Origin of the sequence: Roseburia sp. OF03-24 (genome assembly GCF_003463035.1) — a bacterium.
Classification (GTDB): Bacteria; Bacillota; Clostridia; order Lachnospirales; family Lachnospiraceae; genus Roseburia; species Roseburia rectibacter.
In genome coordinates this window covers 64072-87201 of record NZ_QSCK01000003.1, presented here as the reverse complement: position 1 = coordinate 87201, position 23130 = coordinate 64072, and the positions used below count along the sequence as shown (strand labels likewise).

General features: G+C 41.2%; 24 protein-coding genes and 1 pseudogene. 2 read left to right on the top strand and 23 right to left on the bottom strand.

Annotated features, from left to right (window positions below):
• Nucleotides 1-3: 3 nt before the first annotated feature.
• The 6 genes from mraZ to DXA60_RS02370 form a co-directional block, all read right to left on the bottom strand.
• Entirely contained in the window at nucleotides 4-438 is a 435-nt protein-coding gene (gene mraZ, locus DXA60_RS02395) for a division/cell wall cluster transcriptional repressor MraZ (RefSeq protein ID WP_117919182.1), read from the bottom strand.
• Between the two features lie 269 nt (nucleotides 439-707).
• Nucleotides 708-875: a Spo0E family sporulation regulatory protein-aspartic acid phosphatase gene (locus tag DXA60_RS02390; protein ID WP_117919180.1), complete on the bottom strand. Its 168-nt coding sequence runs from the start codon at nucleotides 873-875 to the stop codon at nucleotides 708-710.
• 181 nt (nucleotides 876-1056) lie between these two features.
• Nucleotides 1057-1644, bottom strand: a complete 588-nt coding sequence (locus DXA60_RS02385; protein WP_117919178.1) for a zinc dependent phospholipase C family protein — start codon at nucleotides 1642-1644, stop codon at nucleotides 1057-1059.
• Between the two features lie 217 nt (nucleotides 1645-1861).
• Complete coding sequence (locus DXA60_RS02380) at nucleotides 1862-2179, bottom strand: DUF1540 domain-containing protein (protein WP_117919176.1); 318 nt, start codon at nucleotides 2177-2179, stop codon at nucleotides 1862-1864.
• A 173-nt stretch (nucleotides 2180-2352) separates the two neighbouring features.
• Complete coding sequence (locus DXA60_RS02375; protein WP_243006722.1) at nucleotides 2353-2577, bottom strand: hypothetical protein; 225 nt, start codon at nucleotides 2575-2577, stop codon at nucleotides 2353-2355.
• 74 nt (nucleotides 2578-2651) lie between these two features.
• Nucleotides 2652-3155, bottom strand: a complete 504-nt coding sequence (locus tag DXA60_RS02370) for an SEC-C metal-binding domain-containing protein (RefSeq protein ID WP_117919172.1) — start codon at nucleotides 3153-3155, stop codon at nucleotides 2652-2654.
• Nucleotides 3156-3394: 239 nt separating this feature from the next.
• Here DXA60_RS02370 and DXA60_RS02365 point away from each other — a divergent pair, with 239 nt between their 5' ends.
• Nucleotides 3395-3610: a hypothetical protein gene (locus DXA60_RS02365; protein ID WP_241070970.1), complete on the top strand. Its 216-nt coding sequence runs from the start codon at nucleotides 3395-3397 to the stop codon at nucleotides 3608-3610.
• Nucleotides 3611-3632: 22 nt separating this feature from the next.
• On the opposite strand, the gene DXA60_RS02360 is transcribed toward DXA60_RS02365, so the two are convergent.
• The 8 genes from DXA60_RS02360 to DXA60_RS02325 all read right to left on the bottom strand — a co-directional run bounded on the left by DXA60_RS02360 (nucleotide 3633) and on the right by DXA60_RS02325 (nucleotide 12552).
• On the bottom strand, nucleotides 3633-4994 hold the full coding sequence (locus tag DXA60_RS02360) for a citrate/2-methylcitrate synthase (protein WP_117919169.1): 1362 nt from the start codon (nucleotides 4992-4994) through the stop codon (nucleotides 3633-3635).
• The gene (locus DXA60_RS02355; RefSeq protein WP_241070969.1) at nucleotides 4991-5437 is read right to left on the bottom strand and encodes a MarR family winged helix-turn-helix transcriptional regulator; all 447 of its coding nucleotides are present in this window, start codon (nucleotides 5435-5437) and stop codon (nucleotides 4991-4993) included. Before DXA60_RS02355 ends, DXA60_RS02360 begins: the two co-directional genes overlap by 4 nt.
• A 268-nt stretch (nucleotides 5438-5705) precedes the next feature.
• Nucleotides 5706-6356, bottom strand: coding sequence for a DUF4340 domain-containing protein (locus tag DXA60_RS02350; protein WP_117919165.1), 651 nt, complete (start codon nucleotides 6354-6356; stop codon nucleotides 5706-5708).
• A complete protein-coding gene (locus tag DXA60_RS02345) occupies nucleotides 6356-8476 on the bottom strand; it encodes a Gldg family protein (RefSeq protein ID WP_117919163.1) in 2121 nt (706 codons plus the stop codon). The genes DXA60_RS02350 and DXA60_RS02345 overlap by 1 nt, the downstream gene beginning before the upstream one ends.
• Nucleotides 8476-9423 (bottom strand): ABC transporter ATP-binding protein, encoded by a 948-nt coding sequence (locus DXA60_RS02340; protein ID WP_117919161.1) that lies wholly within the window; start codon nucleotides 9421-9423, stop codon nucleotides 8476-8478. The genes DXA60_RS02345 and DXA60_RS02340 overlap by 1 nt, the downstream gene beginning before the upstream one ends.
• A 181-nt stretch (nucleotides 9424-9604) precedes the next feature.
• A complete protein-coding gene (locus DXA60_RS02335) occupies nucleotides 9605-10207 on the bottom strand; it encodes an HAD family hydrolase (protein ID WP_117919158.1) in 603 nt (200 codons plus the stop codon).
• A gap of 17 nt (nucleotides 10208-10224) precedes the next feature.
• Nucleotides 10225-11505, bottom strand: a complete 1281-nt coding sequence (locus DXA60_RS02330) for an adenylosuccinate synthase (protein WP_117919157.1) — start codon at nucleotides 11503-11505, stop codon at nucleotides 10225-10227.
• A gap of 165 nt (nucleotides 11506-11670) precedes the next feature.
• The gene (locus DXA60_RS02325; protein WP_117919155.1) at nucleotides 11671-12552 is read right to left on the bottom strand and encodes a LysR family transcriptional regulator; all 882 of its coding nucleotides are present in this window, start codon (nucleotides 12550-12552) and stop codon (nucleotides 11671-11673) included.
• A gap of 159 nt (nucleotides 12553-12711) precedes the next feature.
• Between DXA60_RS02325 and DXA60_RS02320 the strand changes: the two genes are divergently transcribed.
• Nucleotides 12712-14061, top strand: a complete 1350-nt coding sequence (locus DXA60_RS02320) for an MATE family efflux transporter (protein WP_117919153.1) — start codon at nucleotides 12712-12714, stop codon at nucleotides 14059-14061.
• Between the two features lie 165 nt (nucleotides 14062-14226).
• On the opposite strand, the gene DXA60_RS02315 is transcribed toward DXA60_RS02320, so the two are convergent.
• The 9 genes and pseudogenes from DXA60_RS02315 to DXA60_RS19065 form a co-directional block, all read right to left on the bottom strand.
• Complete coding sequence (locus DXA60_RS02315) at nucleotides 14227-15102, bottom strand: DegV family protein (protein WP_117919151.1); 876 nt, start codon at nucleotides 15100-15102, stop codon at nucleotides 14227-14229.
• 15 nt (nucleotides 15103-15117) lie between these two features.
• A complete protein-coding gene (locus tag DXA60_RS02310) occupies nucleotides 15118-15597 on the bottom strand; it encodes a methylglyoxal synthase (RefSeq protein WP_117919149.1) in 480 nt (159 codons plus the stop codon).
• Between the two features lie 192 nt (nucleotides 15598-15789).
• A complete protein-coding gene (locus DXA60_RS02305; protein WP_117919147.1) occupies nucleotides 15790-16299 on the bottom strand; it encodes an NUDIX hydrolase in 510 nt (169 codons plus the stop codon).
• A 42-nt stretch (nucleotides 16300-16341) separates the two neighbouring features.
• Nucleotides 16342-18048 carry a methyl-accepting chemotaxis protein gene (locus DXA60_RS02300; RefSeq protein WP_207724032.1) on the bottom strand — a complete coding sequence of 569 codons (1707 nt, stop codon included), beginning with the start codon at nucleotides 18046-18048 and terminating at the stop codon, nucleotides 16342-16344.
• A gap of 14 nt (nucleotides 18049-18062) precedes the next feature.
• Nucleotides 18063-19280 (bottom strand): BMP family ABC transporter substrate-binding protein, encoded by a 1218-nt coding sequence (locus tag DXA60_RS02295; RefSeq protein ID WP_117919143.1) that lies wholly within the window; start codon nucleotides 19278-19280, stop codon nucleotides 18063-18065.
• A gap of 111 nt (nucleotides 19281-19391) precedes the next feature.
• Nucleotides 19392-20903: a DUF4153 domain-containing protein gene (locus DXA60_RS02290; protein ID WP_241070968.1), complete on the bottom strand. Its 1512-nt coding sequence runs from the start codon at nucleotides 20901-20903 to the stop codon at nucleotides 19392-19394.
• A 101-nt stretch (nucleotides 20904-21004) separates the two neighbouring features.
• Nucleotides 21005-21223, bottom strand: coding sequence for a helix-turn-helix domain-containing protein (locus tag DXA60_RS02285; protein WP_117919141.1), 219 nt, complete (start codon nucleotides 21221-21223; stop codon nucleotides 21005-21007).
• A gap of 93 nt (nucleotides 21224-21316) precedes the next feature.
• Nucleotides 21317-21796 carry a DUF2975 domain-containing protein gene (locus tag DXA60_RS02280; RefSeq protein ID WP_117919139.1) on the bottom strand — a complete coding sequence of 160 codons (480 nt, stop codon included), beginning with the start codon at nucleotides 21794-21796 and terminating at the stop codon, nucleotides 21317-21319.
• 431 nt (nucleotides 21797-22227) lie between these two features.
• Nucleotides 22228-23130 (bottom strand): annotated as a pseudogene (locus tag DXA60_RS19065) (hypothetical protein); the annotation flags it as partial.

Sequence of the window (23130 nt, the reverse complement as noted above, 5' to 3'; positions counted from 1 at the left end):
CCTCTAAATGCTAAATCCTAACTCTGCCATGTGTTCTGCGATATCATCCATCTCGTCCTCATCATAAGTATTTTCCAGCCATCTGTCTTTATCCCAGATTTCCACACGGCTCAGCACGCCGACTAAGACGACATCTTTTTGTAAATCAGCGTATTCCCTCAAAACCGGCGGAAGTAAAATTCTTCCCTGCTTGTCCAGTTCTAGTGCCGCTGCTCCTGCGAAGAAAAAACGCGAAAATTTTCTGGCGTCCTTAGAGGTCATGGAAATCCCCCGGAACTTTTCTTCGATGTTGTGCCACTCTTCTTTGGTATACACAAATAAGCATCCATCCAATCCCTTTGTCACTACAAATTCATCGCCAAGCTGCTCTCTGAACTTTGCAGGGATGATCAGTCTGCCTTTTGGATCCACTGTGTGATTGTATTCTCCCATGAACATAACACAAACACCTGCCTTTAAGTGGAACTAAAATCCTAAAGATCTGATCTTCCACCAAACAGGATCTCATCTACCACTTTGTACCATTTCGTACCACTTTCCTCCACATTTATATACATCTTAAACCACTCTTAAGAAAAAATCAAGAATTTCCTTGATTTTCCAGTGGTTTTTTATGGTAATGTCGCTAATTTATTGCACAAAAAAAGAACGGTAGTACCTTTGTCCTATCGTTCTTATAAATAATATTTTCCATATTCGACTGTCTGTCAGCTCATCTGTACCTGCTGTTTTCTCTCTAAGTATTCTTCGATCAGCTTGTCTAGTTCCGTACTTTTTCGATAATATTCCTCGAATTCATCGTTCTGTAAAAATGATTGATTGAGTTCTGATCTGACAGACTCAATTTCTCTTTGAATTTCTTCGATTCTGTTCATATGAATCCTCCTTAACTGCCAAGATTCCTATGCCACTTTCATCGCGTTGCTGGCGGTTTATAGTACTTATGACACCCTTTTCTCTGATATTTACATATTACTCCTAAATCATGCAAAAATCAATCAAAACAGCATGCCACTTCTCCCCATTTTTCGACAGCAGCTATTGCAATTTTCCACTTTATGAGTGTTTCAGACGGTGATTTTCGCTCTTTCTCGCAAGAACTTCTATCATTCCCTCAATCGCCTTACGATTCACCTCAACAATATGTGTAATATCATCTGAAACATCATGTTTTCGCTCAATATAATCATCATGCGCTTTCTGGATATAATCGCAGAGAGCTTTTGCATCCATAAAATATCCACCCGGCACATGTTGTCTCTCAGCTTCCCCGCTTTTGATATAAGATCTCAGATCACGTTTTAATTTTTCTTCATAAGAGCAGTGATCCTTGAATCCTCCCGGATATATTTTGTTGTGTGGAAATGTAAAATAATCTGCAAGATAATGACTGACCTGTCCTAAATCCCTGTAATATTTTCCACCCTTTTTATTCATAACCTTCTGTCCTTCCGACAACCGGGCAATATGCTTTTTCACATAAGGGAACGTTCCATTGATCTCATGCCTTTTATAAACAAAAGAAGGTTTGATATCAGGAAGAACACTTCCAATGTAAAACGACAACCTATGTTTTTTTAATTCTTTGTCGTCAAGACTGTTTACGATATATTTTGCAAGAGAAATATGAGATTTTTTCCTCATTCTAAAAGCCTCCCATTCCAGTGCATCCCTGTCATACAAAAATGTAAGCTATGATCATGACTTATTTCCTACTCGCATTATACGTCCCATCTGATTGAAATACAAGTTAAGAATTTCTGAACATTTTCTGTACGTTCTGTGTCGGATTTTATATCTACCATAAGAAAAACCGGAGACTTTTCAATACAAATCTCCGGTTTTCCATGCAAATCTGTTGTTATGAATTACAGCAGAAACTTGCACATTCTGTATCCCTGCAGTTACATGCATCACCGCCCGCGATACCAATATGCTCTGCATCACACTTTTCTGCCTTATTGAAGACACAATTTGTAGCACAGCATGATACATCAATATTTTTCGGTGCATCTTTCGTTACATTCTTTGCGCATTTATCCCCACGCTCCACAAAACTTCCGCAGCAGGTATCTTCACATTCTTTTGCGTCTTCTCCCTCCACTTTGATACTGCCTTTGTGGCAGCAGTTTGCCTCATTGTAAATACAGCCTGTAACTGAACAATCCAGAATTGTCATTTTTTCTCCTTTCATCCCTTATAAAAAGGGGACAGTCTTTCGTATTTTTATCATTTCTTTCGCAATGATCTGACTGTCTGGTATTAGTTTCTCTCTTTTGGGGAAATTTATGCCTTTCCGGCAGATTAGAGAGCATATTTTTTTGACAATATCCGGATTTTTATCATAAAATTTTATTCCCGGTCCTCTTCATCCCAGTCCCAGTCGTCCTCTTCTCCATTGTTGGTGATATAAGTCGTGCCATTATCACAGCCATATTTTGCATTCTTGCGCGGTGAGATCAACATTCCGATGATCACACCGGAGAGTGCTGCTATTGTAACGATCAAAGTTCCATCCAGTTTTGTAACAGAAACGCTCTCTGTCATATCTGCAAAAAATTCTTTTAATTTTTTCATACAATGTTCTCCTTTCAGATACATAAAAATCCCTGTGTTCTGATAATCTTCAAAACACCGGGATTTTGTTTTACTTATTTATTCATACAGCAGTATTTATATTTCTTGCCAGATCCGCATGGGCATGGATCGTTACGTCCGATCTTTTTGCCAACAATAACAGTTCCGGACTTCTTCTGCTCTAAGTACAGTCTTCTTTTTGTCTCACCATCGAAGATCTCATTCCACTGAGGAAGCTCATACAGCCAGTCAGCCTTTGCATCTACCATGTTCTTGTATAATTTTTCTTTATCAAATGCAAGGCTTACTTTTGTATCCTCCTCCATGGTATCGATTGGATTCGGCTCTACTAAACTGTCATTGATTCCATCCAGGAAACCTGTCATCTCCATGATGCTCAGATTATATTTATCAGCAAGCTCTTTTACAGTTCCCTCAACCTTCTCATCCGGGTTTGTAAGAAGCTTCTCATATACGCCTTTTTCCAAAAGGAAATATCTCTGCCAGAATCTCTGTAATTCCCCTCTGTCTGTTTTCTCATTATAGGCAATTTTCTGCCACTGTTCTAATAATGCCATAGTCTGTTTCCTCGTTTTCTATGTGAATTGTGGTTGCATTTAACATGCATGTACTATTATAGCAAACATCCACTGTTTTTGCAATTCATTAATTTATGATGTTTGCATTTCATGCTGTCTTTATTTTTCTTGACTCTTCTGATACTTTCGGCTAGGATAATCTTAGTACAGCTGCGGTATTTTGTCTGTCTTTGACTCACATCATGCCGGTAAACATATATAAAACTGGAGGTCTTACTTTGAAAAAAATAAAACGTATCCTCGCCATTTCCGGCGCCGTCATTTTAGCCGGGCTTTATATTTCCACCATTTTCTGTGCGCTCTCTTCCAATGAGAACTACATGGATATGCTGATGGCTTCGGTTTATGCAACTGTGATCATCCCAGTTCTGGTCTGGGCATATTCCTTTGTATATAAGATGATCAAAAAAAATAATGGGCAGAAGGAAGAATAATCTTTCTTCTGCTCATTTTTTGTTACTGTTCTCGCTCTTCTAACGGCACGTACACTTTCTCCGGCATAATGCTCCGGTATGCAGGACGAATGATCTTATCCATATTTACCAGTTCTTCCATACGATGTGCACTCCATCCGACAATACGGGCGATTGCAAAGATCGGTGTATAAAGTTCTAACGGAATGTCTAACATGCTGTATACAAATCCACTGTAAAAATCAACATTTGCAGAAACTCCTTTGTAAATATGACGTTTTTCTGCGATCACTTCCGGTGCAAGATTCTCCACCATACTGTAAAGTGCAAAATCTTTTTCCCTTCCCTTTGCCACAGCAAGCCGTTCCACAAAACTTTTGAACACGCGTGCTCTCGGATCAGAAAGCGAATAAACGGCATGGCCCATGCCATAGATCAGGCCTTTGCGGTCAAATGCCTGTTTGTCAACAAGCTGCTCTAAGTAGTTTTTAACTTCATCCCTGTCTCCCCAGTCCTTTACATGGCTTCTCATATCATCCATCATTTCTACAACCTTGATATTGGCACCACCGTGTTTTGGTCCTTTCAGGGAAGAAAGTGCTGCTGCCATGACAGAATATGTATCAGATCCGGAGGATGTTACAACTCTTGTTGTAAATGTAGAGTTATTTCCTCCACCATGCTCCATATGAAGCACCAGTGCTATATCGAGCACGCGCGCTTCCAGTTCCGTGTATGCCTTATCCGGTCGGAGCATAAGAAGCAGATTCTCTGCTGCAGACAGCCCCTCCTGCGGACGATGGATATAAAGGCTGTCATCACAGATATAATGGTTATATGCATGGTAGCCGTATACCGCAAGCATCGGAAATACACTGATCAGTTTGATACACTGTTCTAACTGTGTATGAAGTTCCTGGTCTGCGATCGTCTCATCATAGGAAGCAAGTGTCAGCACACTTCTTGTCAGTGAATTCATGATATCCTTGCTCGGTGCCTTCATAATGACATCTCTGGTAAAGTTTGTCGGAAGCTGTCTGCACTCTTCGAGCATGCTCTTGAATGCTCCTAATTTTGCAGTATCCGGCAGTTCACCAAACAAAAGAAGATATGCCACTTCCTCAAATCCAAAACGTTTCCCTTCAAATCCCTGGATCAGATCGATCACATTATAACCACGGTACCAGAGCTGTCCGTCACACGGAATCTTTTTTCCATTTTCTGTTTTAAATGCATCAATTCTTGAGATATTGCTGATTCCTGCAAGTACACCGGTTCCATCTACGTCCCTTAAACCACGTTTTACACCGAACTCTTTAAACAGCTCCGGCGGGATTCTGTCGTTACGATCACATATCATCATCAGTTCTTCCGTTTCTTTTCCAAAATCTCCATATTGGTTCATACCCCATCCTCCTGTTCTGCCTGAATGTTTTTCATAATCTTACCCATTACACGCTTTAAGCAGCTGCGTTCTTCTTCTGTCACTCCCGCAAACAGACGTTCCAAAATATCCGCCCGGATCTGCTCAAATTCTTCCAGCACAGGTTTTGCCTTACCAGTCATGCGAATGTGTATCCTTCTGTGGTCTTCCTCATCTGCGATCAGTTCAATATAACCATGCTGCTTTAAATTATCCACTGATTTCGAAATATGAGCCTTGGACAAATGCTGTATCTCGATCAGATCCTTTGCAGTATCTTTCTGCTTTTCATGGGAAATCAGATAAAGGATATCCAGTTCCACGTGACGCAGTCCATAGGTCTCCATCAGCCGTTCACACGCCTGCTCGATCACTTTTCTCATCTGCTGGTTGGTTCCAAACAATTCATACTCACTGTACATCATCCCTGCTCCACATTCTTTTTCTTATGGCAAATATTTTTTCACTGTTTTGCGGTTTGGATTAGTTCATTAATGAACTTTCTAATACTTATGTTACCCCTTTTTCTAAAATGTGTCAAATTAATAATTTATGAACTTATGTAAATGTTGTTGTCCACACATACTGTACAACCAACAGCGATTACCAAAAAAATACCGGACTGCATTCATCCGCAATCCGGTACTTTTTTCATTTACAACAGCAGCTCTGCAAGTTTATCATGCAATTCTGCTATTTCGTCTCTGTTTCTTCTATTTCCAATGTCTCTGTATCATTTGGCACCACTGTTGCTGTTTCTGTTTCCTCCACGGCTTCTGACGGTTCTTCTGTTTCCGTATCATCGGATTTTGCTGTCAGCTCCTCAATACTTTTATCAAATCCGGTTGCTGTTGCACTGTCTACAACATAGATAGTATCACTTTCACCTGTTTTTAAATAATACTCATTCGTGATCTCATTCTGACTTCCAATATAGATAGTGGTAAGTCCGGCATCTGTTTTTAGTGTAATCGTATTAGAAGGATCATCCAGTCCAAAATCAGTAAGACTGTCGTACTCTGTAACCTCATCTGTCGCTGTGATCTTCGCTGCTTTTTTCAGAAGTGTCTCTAATGCACTTTCATCAATATCAACGGACTGATCATCGTCATAAATCCATTCCGTTCCATTTTTTGTAAAGGAAAGCGTTGTTCCATCCAGCACATAAGAAAATTGTGTGATATCAGAAACTTCAATATCTGTTACCGTTATCTTTTCTGCCTCCGTCTTTGCTTCCTCTTTTTCTTCCTGCTTTTTACTGTAAAAATGAACACCTATATAGGCAAGGATCAGTAATATCAGCAAAATGACCAGAATGACCATCTGTTTTTTCTGTTTCTGCATTATTTTTTCCTCCTTACTGCCCAGATCACAACTCCAATGACGATCAGAACAACCGGTATAAAAATGCTTGCCACCAGTCCGCCGATAATCGTGGAAATTGATGTGATCGTGATCGTGCTCATCTTATAATCTTTTACCGGAATGACGCTGGTATCATTATCTGCTCCCCCGGTCAGATTCGTCACGATATCCGTAAACATGGATACGTTGCTTCCTGATACGATCTGATCCGTAGAATCCGTAAACAATTCCATGGAACCAATGGCAACAATCTGGGACGATGTATCATCTACTGTTTTTTCTGCAGCAAGTGCGATCGTAAACGGACCTTCAATATCTCCATCCTCTTTTTCAGAAGTTGTCGCGTTGCCGGCATCAATTTTCGAAACAGACTTATCCGTTGTCTGTAACAGCGCTGTGTATGTCACATCATCGGAAGATCCGTCATAACTGAACGCCTCACTGTACGGTGCAAAAATATATTTGCCGCTGACAGATGATGTATAATCACTGCTCTCTACTTCCGGAAGCAGATAATACGGAATGTTATTATAATAGTAGGAACTGTCATTTTCCATGACAATACCGTCCACACGCTCAATGCCATACGCTTTTAAAATACTTTCAAAATTTGTCAGATCCTTGTACTGGAAATTTGTCGTGATCAGTGCCTTTCCACCTTTTTCCAGATAATCTGTCACTTTCTTTGCATCATCTGCTGAAAAGTCTGATGTTGGTGCATTGATAATGATCGCCGATGCATCCTCAGGCACTGCATCTTCTTTTAACAATGTCAGCTCTGTGAGTGTCATATTGGCTTTTTCAACTGCCTCAGTAAATCCACCGGACAGTGCAGTTTCACCATGTCCTGTAATCTCATAAACAACCGGCAGTTCACTTGAATCTTTTGTCACATACTGGAGTGCACTTGTGATCTGTCCCTCTGCATCATATCCGTCAAGACTTCTTGTATAAGAAGAATAATCATAGGAATATTCATAAATATCATTATAATCGATCACCCTCGAACGTGCATCGCTCACCACTATCAGACTGTTTGAGGTCGGTGCTTCCGTCGTATATTTCTGGAAAAATGTCGGGTTTGTTGACGGGTTGATATAGCTTACTTTTATATGGTCAGACAGATCCTCATAACGCTGCAGCGTTTCGGAAAGTGTACTGTCCGCATTTTTCTCTGCTGCAAGCACATAAATATTAACGTCCGAATCAAGCGTCTTTAAGTAATCTTTTGTTGTATCTGTAATAGAATATAACTTTGTAGATGTCGCATCGATCGCTGTGGCTGTGGATGGCAGTTCATCTGCCACCAGGTTCACAACAACTGCGATTGCAAAAGCAACAACGATCATACCAATTGAGAACGCACCCGGTGCGATCTTTTTTGTGCTGACAGAATATCTGCGTTTCTGGATCAGCTGGCAGCTTAAAAACAGGCAGATCCCGATCACAGACAGGAAATAAATAACGCCTGTAAGATCCAGACAGCCGTTCATAAATTTATCCAGCGGCGTATAAAGATCATATGCATTTAATATTTTTGTCAGAATATTACCGCTCTGCGAGATCATACTGGTAATACTTGACATCATATAACCCAGAAACAGTGCTGCAAACCCTAAAACTGCTGCAATAACCTGGCTTTCGGTTACAACCGACATCAGCATACCGACCGAAATGCACGCACTGCCATACAGCCAGAATCCTAAGATAGCAACATAGCTTTCTCCAAGCGGAACCGAGCCATAAATTGATAAAAATAATGGTGTCAGTGCAACGATGACCATGGCAATGGAAAATACTCCGACCATGGCAAGATATTTGCCAAACACGATCTTACCAAGCGGAACAGGAGATGTCAGCATCAGCTGATCGGTTCTTGTATGCCTCTCCTCCGCAAAACTGCGCATCGTAAGTACCGGTACTGCGATCATAACAATAAATGCGACTGCCGAAAGTGAATACGATACGTAAGGCGAACCGGATCTTAAATTATAAGCATAAAAATATAAACCATATAAAGCAAGTACCGCCGCTATGAAAAGCCATCCCACCACAGTCTGGAAATAGGATCTGATCTCACGTTTAAAAATTGCAAACATTATTTTATTCCTCCTTCCTGTGAGGTAAGTTCAAGGAATACATCCTCTAAGGACTTCGATGCTGCTTTCATCTCTAAAATCGGCATATGATGTTCCACACAGGTGTGATAAATTGCTTCCCTTACATCCGCATCTTTTTTTGCTGTCACAAGAAGCCCTACTGTACCATCCTCTTTCGCCTCTGTTTTTTCACACCGTTCTACCTGTGCAATCTCGCGGATTGCCGTCTCTGCCTCATTTTCTTCCGCTTTCAGCAAAAGTTCAATCTCCTGTGCACCAGTCATCCGCTCCAGCAGATTCTCTGTCGAATCACTGGCAACCAGTTTTCCATGAGAGATAATAAATACATGATCACAGACAGCAGAGATTTCAGACAAAATATGAGAGCTGAGTATAATTGTATGTTTCTTTCCAAGTTCTCTGATGAGATCCCTGATCTCAATGATCTGTTTCGGGTCTAATCCTACCGTCGGTTCATCTAAGATCAGTATTTCCGGATATCCAAGTACCGCCTGTGCAAAACCGACTCTCTGACGGTAACCTTTTGACAGGTTGCGGATCAATCTTCCTGATACTTCCTCCGTTCTTGTAATTTTCATGGCTTCTTTCACATAACCTGCCCGCAGGCTCTTATCTAATTTCTTTAATTCAGCCACAAAATCCAGATATTCTTTTACCGTCATATCCATATAAAGAGGCGGCAGCTCCGGCAGATACCCCACACACTTTTTTGCTTCCTCCGGCTGTTTTAACACATCAAATCCGTTGATTTTTACCTCACCGCCTGTTGCTGCAAGGTAGCCGGTAATAATGTTCATCGTTGTTGATTTTCCGGCACCATTCGGCCCTAAAAAGCCGTAAATTCTGCCAGGCTCTACTGTGAGCGACAAATCATCAACGGCGACATGACTGCCGTATTTTTTTACCAGATGATTGATTTCAATCACGTTTTTCTCCTCCTTATTCCATTCCCTAAATATTACTTTATAAGGGTAACGTGTAATTGTGTTTAAAAGTGGATGAATCTGTGATAAAAGTGTGAACGTAAAAACAAAGAGCCATCTCCACATCTGTGAAAACAGCTCTTTGTTTTATATGCCCTTATAACAGGCAGGATCATGTAAATTCTTACACAACACCGTATGTTTTTAATTTTTCCAAGGCTTCCTGATACGTTGTAAATAATACCGTATGAATCCCCCGCGCTTCTGCTGCCTCGACATTCTCCCTGCGGTCATCTAAAAATACACATTCATCTGCCGTCAGTTTAAATTTTTCCAGCAGAGTCTGATAGATTTCCGGTTCCGGCTTGATCTGGTGAACTTCAAAGGAGAACACCTGACCGTCTACATCTTCTAAGAACGACAGTGCTTCCGTAGTGTGCTCATAAGTCCATTTTCCATAATTAGAAAGGATATATACATGATAACCTTTCTTTTTCAGTTCCTGAATCCATGCACGTGAATATTCATACTGGTAAATCGCCATTCCGACATTGTCCCAGAACATACAGATCTCTTTTTCATAGTCCGGTGCATTCTGAACAAATACCGCAAGCTGTTCATCAGAATCTAAAACACTGCGGTCTGATTCATTCCATGCATCCGAGTAAACAGTCGCATTCCCGACTGCTTCCTCCGTCTTTTCATCAAAACCTAACTTCTGAAATGCCGCATGTGGATCCCAGTTGACCAGCACCATGCCTACATCAAAAATAATATTTTTTATCATACCAGATATCCTTTTTCTTATTTGGTGCGGTAAATGATGTCATCTCTTCCCGGTCCGTTTGATACCATGGTGATCGGGTATCCGATCTGCTCCTCGATAAATTCTACATATTTTCTGCAGTTTTCCGGAAGATCCTCGTATTTTTTGATTCCGCGGATATCGCATTTCCATCCCGGAAGTTTCTTTAATACCGGTTTTGCCTTCTCTAATTTTGCAGTTGTCGGGAAATCTGTGGTCACTTCTCCGTCGATCTCATAGCCAACGCATACCGGGATCTCATCTAAGTATCCAAGTACATCAAGTACCGTGAATGCAACATCTGTTGTTCCCTGCAGACGGCAGCCATATTTACTTGCCACACAATCGAACCATCCCATACGTCTCGGACGTCCTGTAGTCGCACCGAACTCACCGCCGTCACCACCGCGTCTTCTAAGCTCATCTGCCTCATCACCGAAGATCTCGCTGACAAATGCACCTGCTCCGACTGCAGAAGAATATGCTTTACATACAGTCACGATCTGTTTGATCTCATATGGCGGAATACCTGCACCGATTGCACCATATGCTGCTAATGTAGAAGAAGATGTAACCATCGGGTAAATTCCGTGATCCGGATCTTTTAATGTTCCAAGCTGTCCCTCCAATAATATAGTCTTTCCTTCTTTGATCGCCTGATCAAGATAAGAAGAAACGTCACATACATAAGGTGCGATAGTATCGCGGTACTCATGCAATGTCTCTAATAATTCATCCGGATTGATCAGTGGTTTATGATATAAATGCTCTAAGAGTACATTCTTTGTCTCTGCAATACGGACAACCTTTTCTTTTAACAGTTCCTCATCGAATAACTCGCTGACCTGGAAACCGATCTTTGCATATTTATCAGAATAAAATGGTGCGATACCTGACTTTGTGGAACCGAAAGATTTACCGCCTAAACGCTCTTCCTCATACTGGTCAAATAAAATGTGATAAGGCATCACCATCTGTGCACGGTCGGAAACTAAAATCTTTGGCTTCGGAACGCCTTTCTCCACGATAGACTGGATTTCTTTCATAAGTACCGGAATGTTTAAAGCGACACCATTGCCGATCACGCTTGTGGTGTGTCCGTAAAATACACCTGACGGTAATGTGTGAAGTGCAAACTTTCCGTAATCATTTACGATCGTATGACCTGCATTTGCACCACCCTGGAAACGTACGATAATATCTGCTTCCTTTGCAAGCATATCTGTAATCTTTCCTTTTCCTTCATCGCCCCAGTTGGCTCCAACGACTGCTTTTACCATTTGAATATCCTCCTAGTTTTTCTATGCTATTCCTGTCCGGAAAAAAAGGTGGCAGCGTAAAAACTGTCACCCATTCCCTGTTTTTACTTACTGATTATACATGATGTTTTTCTATAAGTAAAATTAATATTCTTTATATCTGATATAATCATTCATTATGTGAATTTATAAAAGTCCTTTTAAAAGCTTTGCCGCAGCCGCAGACATCGGGATCCTCTCATTTAACACGATACAGAATTTTCGTGCCGGAATCTCTTTTTCAAACTGCAGCTTAAACAGTCTGCCATCCTCCTCATACTCTTTTGCAAATTCTTCCATCACACTTGCGATCCCGAGATTACGGAGCGCAAACTGAATCAGCATATCACTGGTGGCAAGTTCAAATTCCGGCGATACCGTCACACCTTCTTCTTTTAAAAATGCTTCCACATAATGTCTCGTTGAGGTACTTCCCTCTAAACACACCAGCGGATATTCCGAAAGTTCCTCATATTTCATTTTCTTTCCACAAAGTTCTTTATATTTTTTGCCTGCCACAAAGACGTCCCTGATTTCTTTTACCGGAATGATCTTAAGCCAGCCCTGCGGTTCAACCGGAGAACTTACGATTCCAAAATCAATTCTGCCATCTGCAAGATGCTGCAGGGTTTCCGGTGTCGGCGCATTTGTCACGGTTACCCGGATATTAGGATATTTTTCATGAAACCGCTCCAGATAAGGCAGCAGATAATATTTTAGCGTCATATCACTTGCACCGATGCAGATCTCTCCTTTTTCAAGATTGAGCATCTCAAGAAGCCTCCTCTCCCCGGAAAGAATTGCCTCGTAGCCGCGCTCCACATAAGAAAAAAGCATCTCCCCTTCCTTTGTCAGGCGAACTCCCTTTGCCGTCCTTACAAATAATGCACAGCCAAGATCTTTTTCTAAATGTTTGATTGCCTGACTGACCGCAGGCTGTGAGATAGAAAGTTTTTCTGCCGCCAGAGTAATGCTTTTCTGCTTTGCTGTATAATAAAATATCTTATAGTATTCCAAATTAATATCCATTTTAATCCTCATTTCCGGGCAACTTGTTGTGAAGGAGCTGTCCATTTTTAAAATTAGGAAAAAAGTCATATTTTTCGCTTGTATTTCTGATTTTCCTGACGTATACTAAGCCTTACATGTTTATTATCATACCAAAGTTTGAAAGGAGTTTCCAGTAGCATGACAAAAGATATGACCACCGGCAGTTCACTTAAAATTATACTGCTTTTTTCTATTCCGGTTTTATTAGGGAATCTGTTCCAGCAATTTTATAACATGGTAGACACGATCATCGTGGGAAGATACCTCGGTGAAGAAGCACTTGCCGCCGTTGGTTCTACCGGATGCATCATGTTTCTGGTGCTCGGATTTGCAACCGGTATCGCACAGGGATTTGGTGTCATGATATCACACGCTTTCGGTGCAAAAGATTTTCGTTTGTTAAAACACTATGTTGCGCTCTCTCTGATCTTAACCGTGATCGTTTCGGCAATCCTCACAATTCCGACTGTTGCGGCATCCCGTCTGTTTTTAGTCTGGATGCACACACCGGACAATATACTTTCCATGGCAGATGCCTATATCAAAGTTATTTTTGCAGGTATTATCTTAACGATGCTATATAATGTTTCTGCCGGTATTTTAAGAGGAATCGGGGACAGCAAAACACCACTTTACTTTTTGATCTTTTCTTCTATATTAAATGTTGTACTGGATCTTTTATTTATTGTTGTGTTAAAAACAGGAACCGCCGGTGCTGCTTATGCCACCATTATTGCACAGGGAATTTCTGCGATCTTATGTTTTATTCATATGTTCCGGCAGTTTGAGATCCTTCGCACAACAAAAGCGGATTATTATCTGGATCGCCCGGGTGTCATTAACATGCTCTCGATCGGTATCCCAATGGCATTAAATTACTCCATCACCGCCATTGGAACCATGATCCTGCAGAGTGCTGTCAACGTGTTTGGTTCCAGTGTGGTTGCTTCCTTTACAGCTGCCTCTAAGGTCAACAATATCGCAACTCAGACCATGCCGACGCTCGGTACCGCCATGGCAACCTACTGTGGTCAGAATCTCGGTGCAGGAAAATACAACCGTATTTTCGACGGTATGCGCAAAGGATTTTTCATCTGTATCGCTGCAGCAGCCATCGGTGCTGCCATCTGTATTTTCGGTGGAGAATTTATCGTAAGCTGGTTTGTAAGCAATCCTTCCGATGAGATTTTCTCCTACGCCATGATGTATTTAAAAACAGTGAGCTGGTTTTTCCTCCCGCTTGCCATGATCTTTTTATACCGCAATGCCTTACAGGGATTAGGCGAAGGACTTGTTCCAATGTTGAGTGGCGTGATCGAGCTGGTATGCCGCTTTGTTGCGATCGCACTCCTGCAGAAAACGCTCGGTTATCAGGGGATCTGCCTTGCTGATCCTGCTGCCTGGGTGGGCGCCGGTATTCCTCTGATGATCACTTATATCATATGGAAACATAAAAAAATCAAACTGCACGGTCATACTTTATCATGATCCTAAACAATATAATCTAAATCAGGCACTTAGATTTTTCTTATTTTCAGGCAATGGGAAGAATAGGAATGTATTAAATAAAAATCGGTTGAAAACTAAATTTCTTATGAAATTCAGTCTCCAACCGATTTTCTTATATATTTTTTACTTTCTTTTATTTTCTGATTACTCTTCCAGTTCCGGAATCTTTCTTGAACATGCCACTGCTAATGCTCCCGGTCCGATATGGCAGGAAATACTAAGTGAAAGCGGATCCATACGGATCTCCATGCCTGGAAATGCTTCCTGCACTTCTTTCTTAAAGTTCTCTGCCGCTTCCAAGTCATGCGTGTATGCCATCTCAAGATACATATGCTCTCCGGCTGGATCTTTGAAGCGGTTGGCAAAATCGTTCTTCATTGCCTCGATCATCATGCTCTTTGCCTGTTTTACAGTTCTTGCCTTGGCAAATGCGTCTAATTTTTCCCCCTGGATCTGAAGTACCGGTTTTAACTTTAACAATGTTCCGAGTGCTGCAGCCGCCGGTGTGATCCTGCCGCCCTTTTTCAGATAATAAAGTGTGTCCACCATAATATAAATAGACGATTCAAATTTATCCCGCTCTAAGATCTCTTTAATTTCAGATGCAGATCTTCCCTGTTTCGAAAGTGCGATCGCGTCTAAAACGGACTGCCGCTGTGTAACAGAAATTCTCTGATTGTTAACCACCTGTACCTTTCCATCGTAATCCTGTGAAAGCATAATGGCAGTCTCACAGGAACCGCTGAGTCCGGATGACATTGGAATATGCACGATCTCATCATACTCTTTTAACAGTTCATCCCAGGTGTCTGTGACATTTCCTACAAGTGGCATGGATGTATGGATGTCTGTCTTCTCAGATAGCATCTGGTAAAACTCTTCCTGTGACAGATCAATATCTTCATACAATGTCTTATCTCCCACAAAAAAAGGCATCGGCATCACGGTAATTCCAAGTTCTTTTGCCATACTCTGTGTGATTCCACTATTGCTGTCTGATACGATTGCTACGTTGCTCATGAAAAATGTTCCCCCTTATAATGTCTCCGAACGTTTTTTGATGTTTTCTTTGAAGTTGATCACCTCATGCTCGTACTCTTCATTCATGTACTCTGATTTGATCATAAAATCTGCAGATGCTTTATTGTTTGCGATTGGGATATCATATACCTGTGCAATACGAAGCAATGCCTTTACATCAGGATCATGTGGCTGTGCAGTCAATGGATCAGAGAAGAAAATGACAAAGTCAACTTTTCCCTCAACGATCTTTGCTCCGATCTGCTGATCTCCACCAAGAGGACCGCTGTTATATCCACGAACCGGGAGTCCTGTCTGATCCGTGATCATGCGTGCCGTGGTTCCTGTTCCACAAAGGAAATGATTTTTCAAGATTTCTTTATTTGTTTCGCACCATGCGATCAGCTCTGCCTTTTTATTGTCATGCGCGATCAGTGCTATATTTTTCTGTTTTCCAATGGTCAGTGTTACATAATTTTCATTCATATGCGCCATCCTCCGTTATCTGTCTGTGCCTGTATCTATTGCATACCAATTTAAATTTTCTGCAATACATATCGTTAAGTATAACATATTTTTCTTCGTTCTTCCACAAAAAAATAATAGAATGACCGGTGTGCACCCATACTGTGTGACCAGTAGCGATATGTGAACACCAGCCATTCTATTATTATGATACGAAATCTTTTATTCCGGCAGCTTTACTTTTCCATCCAGTATCATTTTCACAAACGCCGTATCCCGGATGATCCATGGATCTTTCGCCATCCGCATATTCGTTTCATATACTGTTTCCGGCTGCTCCCATCTGAGGTAATACCCTTTTGCCACTTCACTTGGAGTCAGATGAAGTTCTCCTTCTTTCTCTGACACCTTACAATAAAAGAAATATGAATGGCAGATATATTTACAGGACGGATCAAATATGTCACGGCGCATCTCAAGGATTTCTCCCAGTTCATGCCATGAATCCTCTAAAACTGTAAGTCCGGTTTCCTCACTGATCTCGCGTTTCAGGGTTTCTGACAACTTCTCCCCCTCTTCCATTCCACCGCCCGGCATCTTATATTCGCCATCCGTACTGCACTGCATTGCAATCTTTCCATCCCGGAAGATTACTCCACGCACATTATATTTCTCATATACCTTCGTTGTGTCATCATAATTTTTCTCATCAAAAACAGCAAGCACTTCCATCTTTTCTGCCTCCGTATTCTGCAGCTTAGGGCCGTATTTTTATCATATATTAAAATGTCTGATATTGTGTGCAAGCATATCTGCCATATTACGCAGATTTTCTGTGGAATCTTCAATATTTTGAAAGCTGTCCGTTATTTCGGTAATAGATGCACTCGTCTGCATAGTTCCCTCAACGTTCTGCTGTGCAATCTCCGACAGGGAATCGATGACATCTATGATCTCTGCTCTTGCACTCTCTAATTTTCTTGTCCGGCTCTCAATCTGACGGATCCGTTCGATAGATGCATCAATCTCACCCATGACACCGTTTACCATCTGTTCCGTACTCTCAATATGCATATTTTGTTTTTCAATAATTTCCTGTGTCCTGCCCATCGTCTCAACCACACGTTCGGAATTTGCGATCAAAGTATTTACAATTTCACCTATATTACCGCTCGCCGTATCGGACTGTTCTGCAAGTTTCTGTATCTCTGATGCCACAACTGCAAAACCTTTTCCCGCTTCACCTGCGCGTGCAGCTTCAATGCTTGCATTTAAAGAAAGCAGGTTTGTCTGGGACGCGATTTCAGAAATAAACTGTGATGCTTTCTGAATATTCTGTGCCGAGATATTCGTCTGTTTCGTCTGGTCTGCGATCGTTGCAACAGCCTCCTTTACCTCTTCGCTGATACGTTTTAATTCATCGATCGTAACAACTGCTGCATCGCTTGACTGCTTCATCTGATCTGCACTGTCATTCAGCTCATCTGCTGCCTTTCCTGTCTCAATGATCAGATTTCCCATATATTTCACATTATCTGACGCCTTCTTCGCATCCTCTGCCTGTAAATTTGCACCGTTTGTAACAGAATCAACGGTTGCCTCCACCTCACGCATTCCATCATAAGTCTGATGGGAGGTATCTTCTAACGTATTGGATGCCTCCATCAGCATATCCGTACTTCCCTTGATACCCTTAATGATCTTTAGCAGCTCATTCTGCAGATTCTGTATTGCTTTCGTCAGATCACCGACTTCATCTTTCCGCTCTAAAATTTTACTGTCAAACGCTACATCAAGATGTCCTGCTGACACTTCCTGCACACTGGCGATTCCCTTTTTTAATGCACGTGTAATGGAAGTTGCGCTGATCTCCACGATTATAATACAGATGACAAGTACCACAAGTACGATCGCTACGATCGTATTGATAATCTTTATGACACTGTTGGATATTTTCTCTTTTTCTGCACCTGCGAATACCATTCCGACCGGAGTACTGCTGTCACCTTTCTGATAGACTGGAACGTAGTATCCGTAGTAAATCGTACCATCCATGGATACATTATCGCTGAAATACCCCTCGCCGCCATTTAATACTTTTTCAACAATTTTATCCCCCGCCGGACTTCCTAATATCCTGTTACCATTTTTGTCAACTGCAGAGGTCATGATTCTCTGCGATCCGTAGAAAAATGTTACATCCATCCCGGACTCCTGTTTAATCGTATCAACCAGGTTTTCCGACTGGGAAATATTATAACTTCCTTTCCAGATATCCCCATTTTCTGCCTGTAAATAAGTTCCTGCATTCTGGTCATAAGCGGCCTGCGTTGCGATTGCCGTTCCCTTTAACGAATTTTCCATCTGATCAATGATCACACCTTTTACGATCGTTGATGCGATCAGAAGGATAATCCCGCCTAACAGGAGCAGTGGAATCAAAGAACAGAGTAAAACTTTTTTCCGAATTGTTAATTTCATAATTTTATCCTCCCCTAGTCCACAATCACAACGTTTTTATAATACCAGTCAATACCACCTGAGATCGTTGCATCATCCAAGGTTCCGTTTTCTGTTCCAACTGTCTCCCCTGTATTCGTCTCCATCACTCCGTCAAAAATATTGTTTGTACCGCTTAAGATCTCTGCAGTCGCCTCGTCAACTTTTTCCTGTGTTCCTTCTGCCGCAAATGAAGCCAGATTCGTCAGCTGTACCAGTCCCTCTGCCATACCTCCATAATAATTGGATCCATCCCACGTTCCATTGATAATACTTTTGACCGCTGACGTATAATATGCACTCCAGTTCCAGATCACGCTTGTCAGACAGGCATCCGGCGTTTCTTTACTCATATCCGAGTTATAACCGATCCCATAAACTCCCCGCTCCTGTGCCAGTGTCTGTGGATACGGTGTATCGCAATGCTGTGCCATCACATCACAGCCCATATCTAAGAGCTGTTCGGATGCTGCTTTTTCCTTATCCGGATCATACCAGCTATTTGTGACTGCCACATAAATCTCTGCATCCGGATTTACAGATTCCACACCGATCGCAAATGCATCGATTCCCCCTGTCACCTCAGAATTTGACGAATCCTGCGCTGCCACATAACCGATCTTATTCGACTTTGTATTCATACCTGCTACGATACCACTCAAATATCTTACCTGATAGATGCGGCCGAAATAATTATTAAAATTCTTTCCATTTGACATATAGCCGGTTCCATGTGAGAAATAGATATCCGGATATTTTTCCGCCATCTCTGCCGTCACTTCCATATAACCCCAGCTGGTTGTAAAAATAATATTACATCCATCCGAAATACAGGCTTCGATTGCCTCCTCCGTTGCTTTTGCATCTGAATCGTCCACAATTTTTCTCTCGATCTGATCATCGCTTAATCCCAGATTTTCCTGCATTCCCACGATGCCCAGATCATGTGTGTAAGAATATCCGCTCCCCTCATCCGGGTCTGAGATATAAAGTACACCAACTTTTATATCTTCTTTGGCAATTCCTGCTGTACCTGATGTCTGTCCCGTTTCCGACTGCGAACTGCCGCTGCCGTTTCCGACTGCTTCCGTCGTTAAATAACCATCGTTTGTTGCATAATCATCCGGCGTACCACCTGTTTTTCCGCCGCATCCTGCAAGTATGCCTGTCACTGCAAACAATGCAATCAGCTTTCCAACTCTTTTTCCTTTCATCCTTTGTTCTCCTCATCACAAATTTTCACAACAACTTTGTTTCATTATACAAAACAGGAGAACATTTGTAAATAAATCTTAGTTTTATGACAATAATTTGATACTTTTGACCTATTTTTCTGAAAATGCTCTTTGGGCATGCAGATAAGACAGATTAAATGTCCGGAGTGTCACAGGCTGGTTCATTCTGTTATTTTCCTGCATATATTCCCACTTCCAGTTATACATTTCATCCCCATAATAAATGTTTTCCGGATGATCTTTTAAGTACTCTGCGATCACAGGTGCCGCATCGGTTGATAAGCATGAGAGATAACTGTAATCTCCCGCGGCATTTCCATTTTCAATCTGCGCCAGATCATAGGCGGCAATCCCAGCATCCACATGGGCAAAGGCAAACAGCACATAACTGATGCACACAACCGCCATTCCATACGTAAACAACGGGAACCTGCGGTTCCAGATATAACAGATCGTTCCTGCCATAAGAAACGCGATCACTGCCAGCACCGTCAGTACAACAACACGCAGAAATGTAAGCTGATATGCCCTGATATACAGGATCATTCGCCATGCGCTTGATGCCGTCATAATCATCGTACATACGGAGATCACAGTCCAGACGATATCTGCTGCCCTGCTCCTCTGAAAGAAATGTTCCATTACAAGAACTGTTCCAAGATTTAAGATGCATACCAAAAGAAGCTGAAAAAATCCCTGTCTTGCATATTCGGCATAGGTAACTCCTTCCGGAAGCTCCCCGCCACCGCCAAACAGATATATGATCTGTATGCCGCAGAATACAACATATAATACTGCAACCAGGACTGTTACCGTAAGCATCGCTGTCGTTTCTGTAAAAATTTTTGTTTTCCTGTCCTGCCGTTCTTTTCTATATGCCGAATATCTGACACCACAGTAAGATGAAATAAAACCAAAGCATAACATGCAGCAAATTCCTGCCAGATTTGCCGGAATCCTGATTCCTGCAAAAAATTTTGTGATCATACTTGAAAATACCAGATCTGCTGACACTAACAATCCACCGATCAGAAGAACCACCGGTATTGCTATTGCAATTCCGATCAGGATCTCACGCACTTTTCCATTTTCCTTCTTCTCACGTAAACGGATAAAATCGTTTCCATCACCAAATGGTCTTGTAATACTGCTAATCGCTCCACATACAGCATTTACTCCACTGCACAGATACTCCCAAAAATCCCATTGATTTTTATCTGCCAGATTTCGTATAAGGAAGCACACTGTGAATGCAAAAATCCAGCAATAATTCATCCAGATAATCCACTCATTTCCGGTCGTAAATGTATTGACCGCCAGAATCAGCATATATGCAGCGAAAAATATTGTTGTGTTAAAAATTTTCCTTTCTTTTACCGTTTTAACGATGTAACAAATATATCCGATCGTTGCCGCAACCCACAGAAGCACTGCAGCTCCTGTCATATTTTTGTAAATACAGACCGTATAGATCAGTGCGTAAACAAAACTTGCCGGCGCAAGTTTCTTAAAAATCTCCGCATTTTCTTTCTGTTGCTGTTTTCTTTTTTCCTGCCACTGCGCTTTTTGCTCCTCGTAACTGACTGTAAGATTCTGATCCATTTTTTATGCTCCCTTCTCTTCTTCCTTCTCCAATAAACTGTCATGTTCCCGCTTCATCTTTCCATAACCTGTTATGATTCCGCTTCATTTCACACAAAACGTTAAGTTTCCTCATCTGTTTTAACATATTCTAAAATATCTCCCGGCTGGCAGTCCAATGCCCGGCAGATCTTGTTTAAAGTGTCCACTTTGATTGCTTTTGCCTTTCCATTTTTCAGTATGGAAATATTTGCCATTGTAATGCCTACTTTTTCCGAAAGTTCGGTCACACTCATTTTCCGTTTTGCAAGCATTACATCTATATTTATGATAATTGCCATTTTTCTCTCCTTCACTATATCATGTGCAAAATCAGCACATGATCCAATTCGTCGTTCGTCAATCATACAAGCATGTTGACTCTCTTGCTCTCATTATATCGTAAGTTCATTTTCCTGTTTTAATTCATAAGCCTTCAGAATCAGATGTGATAATGCTGCTGCCAAAATGGATATCATAACTGAAATCAAAACCGCAGTAATCATAAAAATACTGACTCCCGGCTGTCTGACTGCTAAAAATACCAGAAAAACAATTCCTGCAAACCACACAACCGCAAGCAGTAATGCGAAATGGCTGATATTTCGAAAACATCTTGCATTTTCTTTCGAGAATGAATTATCTTTTCCAATCTGCACACATACTTTCCAGAACTGGTACAGAATCGCATAACAGATCACCCCTATGCACCAGCCGTACAACAGTCCCGGCATAAAAAGATACGCCAGTGTTTCATCCGCATCTCTCCATGATATCGCAAGTACCGGCATAATATACAGAAAAAACACCGCTCCCATCAGTGCCAGTACAATTGTGATTGCTTTTAACCATCGTGAAATTTCTTTTTGCTGCATAAATACTTCTCCTTTTTCTGATTCATTTTTCAATTCAGCTTTCAAGTTTTTGACTGCAAAAATGCTGAATCCAAACTTGCTTCTTCCTGCATTTTATTATACACATATATTTTATTTTTTGCAATATGTTTTTATCGTATATCAATAAAGTTTTATTATAAAATAATATTTGTACTTTTTCATCCTTTTTCGTCAGAACAAATAAAATCCCCTATAAACAGCCAGATGCTACCTGCCACCTGTTTTTCTGTTTATAGAGGATTTTGTTATTTACCGCTCATTGCATTATTTTTTAATCCGATATCATCGTTGATTATTCCTTAAATATTTTTTCCACTTCTTCTATAGTTTTATCAACATCTTCGGCAATCTTTTCTGTAGAATAACCCAATCTGTACATATTCCGAATAACGTCGTCTTTATCTGCTCGATTATAAATATTGTTCTATTTCTGAGAGTGTTTTTCCAGTTGCGTCTATGATTTTTTCTATTGGGAAGCCGGACTTAATCATATTGTGAATCATTTCTGCCATAGCTTCTTCTCTGCCTATTTCAATTCCTTCGTTTTTGCCTTCCTCTTTACCAGCTTCATATTCTGCCTTTCGGAGTTTCTTTTCTTCCCATTCTTTATCATACTCTAATATACTTACCATCTTTTCTCCTTTTTACGCTGTCTTTTGCGCATAACAAGTTTGGACGTAAGTACAAACTTGCATGTGAAAAATCTCATTTTTCACATTACCTCCGAGCGATTCTTCCGCAAGAAATCGACTAAGATTCCTTCTTTGATGCATTCCGTGATTGCCCTTTCAACTGCATCATTCAGATTCAGCTCTGATGCATATTTTCGGACTCTCGCAACATAAATGGCATATTCCTTCAACGTCTGGCACTGTTCCATCAGGTCTTTATTGTGTCCTTCGTTCACATTCAGCATCAGAACTTTTAACTCTAAATCCGGCTCTCCAGCCAGATGCTCATATGCCTCAGACAAACGCAGTTCGACCCGGTCGTCCACTGCATCCGTTCCATTATAAAACACCATAAACTTCGGTGCCGGAATCTTCTGCAGCTTTGACAAATACAGTGACTTATCGTTCACAAACTGCTGATACTCAATCCCAATATAGATCAGATCCCGCAATGGTATATTGGGATTGATCGTTGACTGATGTTCATAGAGATAAATATTCGTCTCTAACATAAATGCCAGGTCATTTTTCATTCCCATATAGATTGCGTTTTCCAACGTGACGATCTTAAGGGCTTCCGCATTCTGATAATGGTTTCCGGTCACTGCGTTGTACAGGGATAAGAGATTCTCTTTCTCTGAG

Bases quoted from the DNA above. Each gene is read 5' to 3' on its own strand.
- DXA60_RS02315 (WP_117919151.1), bottom strand. From the start codon at position 15,102: ATGAGCAACGTAGCAATCGTATCAGACAGCAATAGTGGAATCACACAG.
- DXA60_RS02310 (WP_117919149.1), bottom strand. From the start codon at position 15,597: ATGGCGCATATGAATGAAAATTATGTAACACTGACCATTGGAAAACAG.
- DXA60_RS02360 (WP_117919169.1), bottom strand. From the start codon at position 4,994: ATGAACCAATATGGAGATTTTGGAAAAGAAACGGAAGAACTGATGATG.
- DXA60_RS02375 (WP_243006722.1), bottom strand. From the start codon at position 2,577: ATGAAAAAATTAAAAGAATTTTTTGCAGATATGACAGAGAGCGTTTCT.
- mraZ (WP_117919182.1), bottom strand. From the start codon at position 438: ATGTTCATGGGAGAATACAATCACACAGTGGATCCAAAAGGCAGACTG.
- DXA60_RS02300 (WP_207724032.1), bottom strand. From the start codon at position 18,048: ATGAAATTAACAATTCGGAAAAAAGTTTTACTCTGTTCTTTGATTCCA.
- DXA60_RS02335 (WP_117919158.1), bottom strand. From the start codon at position 10,207: ATGATAAAAAATATTATTTTTGATGTAGGCATGGTGCTGGTCAACTGG.
- DXA60_RS02385 (WP_117919178.1), bottom strand. From the start codon at position 1,644: ATGAGGAAAAAATCTCATATTTCTCTTGCAAAATATATCGTAAACAGT.
- DXA60_RS02330 (WP_117919157.1), bottom strand. From the start codon at position 11,505: ATGGTAAAAGCAGTCGTTGGAGCCAACTGGGGCGATGAAGGAAAAGGA.
- DXA60_RS02350 (WP_117919165.1), bottom strand. From the start codon at position 6,356: ATGCAGAAACAGAAAAAACAGATGGTCATTCTGGTCATTTTGCTGATA.
- DXA60_RS02290 (WP_241070968.1), bottom strand. From the start codon at position 20,903: ATGGATCAGAATCTTACAGTCAGTTACGAGGAGCAAAAAGCGCAGTGG.
- DXA60_RS02320 (WP_117919153.1), top strand. From the start codon at position 12,712: ATGACAAAAGATATGACCACCGGCAGTTCACTTAAAATTATACTGCTT.
- DXA60_RS02355 (WP_241070969.1), bottom strand. From the start codon at position 5,437: ATGATGTACAGTGAGTATGAATTGTTTGGAACCAACCAGCAGATGAGA.
- DXA60_RS02380 (WP_117919176.1), bottom strand. From the start codon at position 2,179: ATGACAATTCTGGATTGTTCAGTTACAGGCTGTATTTACAATGAGGCA.
- DXA60_RS02295 (WP_117919143.1), bottom strand. From the start codon at position 19,280: ATGAAAGGAAAAAGAGTTGGAAAGCTGATTGCATTGTTTGCAGTGACA.
- DXA60_RS02345 (WP_117919163.1), bottom strand. From the start codon at position 8,476: ATGTTTGCAATTTTTAAACGTGAGATCAGATCCTATTTCCAGACTGTG.
- DXA60_RS02305 (WP_117919147.1), bottom strand. From the start codon at position 16,299: ATGGAAGTGCTTGCTGTTTTTGATGAGAAAAATTATGATGACACAACG.
- DXA60_RS02285 (WP_117919141.1), bottom strand. From the start codon at position 21,223: ATGGCAATTATCATAAATATAGATGTAATGCTTGCAAAACGGAAAATG.
- DXA60_RS02370 (WP_117919172.1), bottom strand. From the start codon at position 3,155: ATGGCATTATTAGAACAGTGGCAGAAAATTGCCTATAATGAGAAAACA.
- DXA60_RS02325 (WP_117919155.1), bottom strand. From the start codon at position 12,552: ATGGATATTAATTTGGAATACTATAAGATATTTTATTATACAGCAAAG.
- DXA60_RS02280 (WP_117919139.1), bottom strand. From the start codon at position 21,796: ATGCAGCAAAAAGAAATTTCACGATGGTTAAAAGCAATCACAATTGTA.
- DXA60_RS02390 (WP_117919180.1), bottom strand. From the start codon at position 875: ATGAACAGAATCGAAGAAATTCAAAGAGAAATTGAGTCTGTCAGATCA.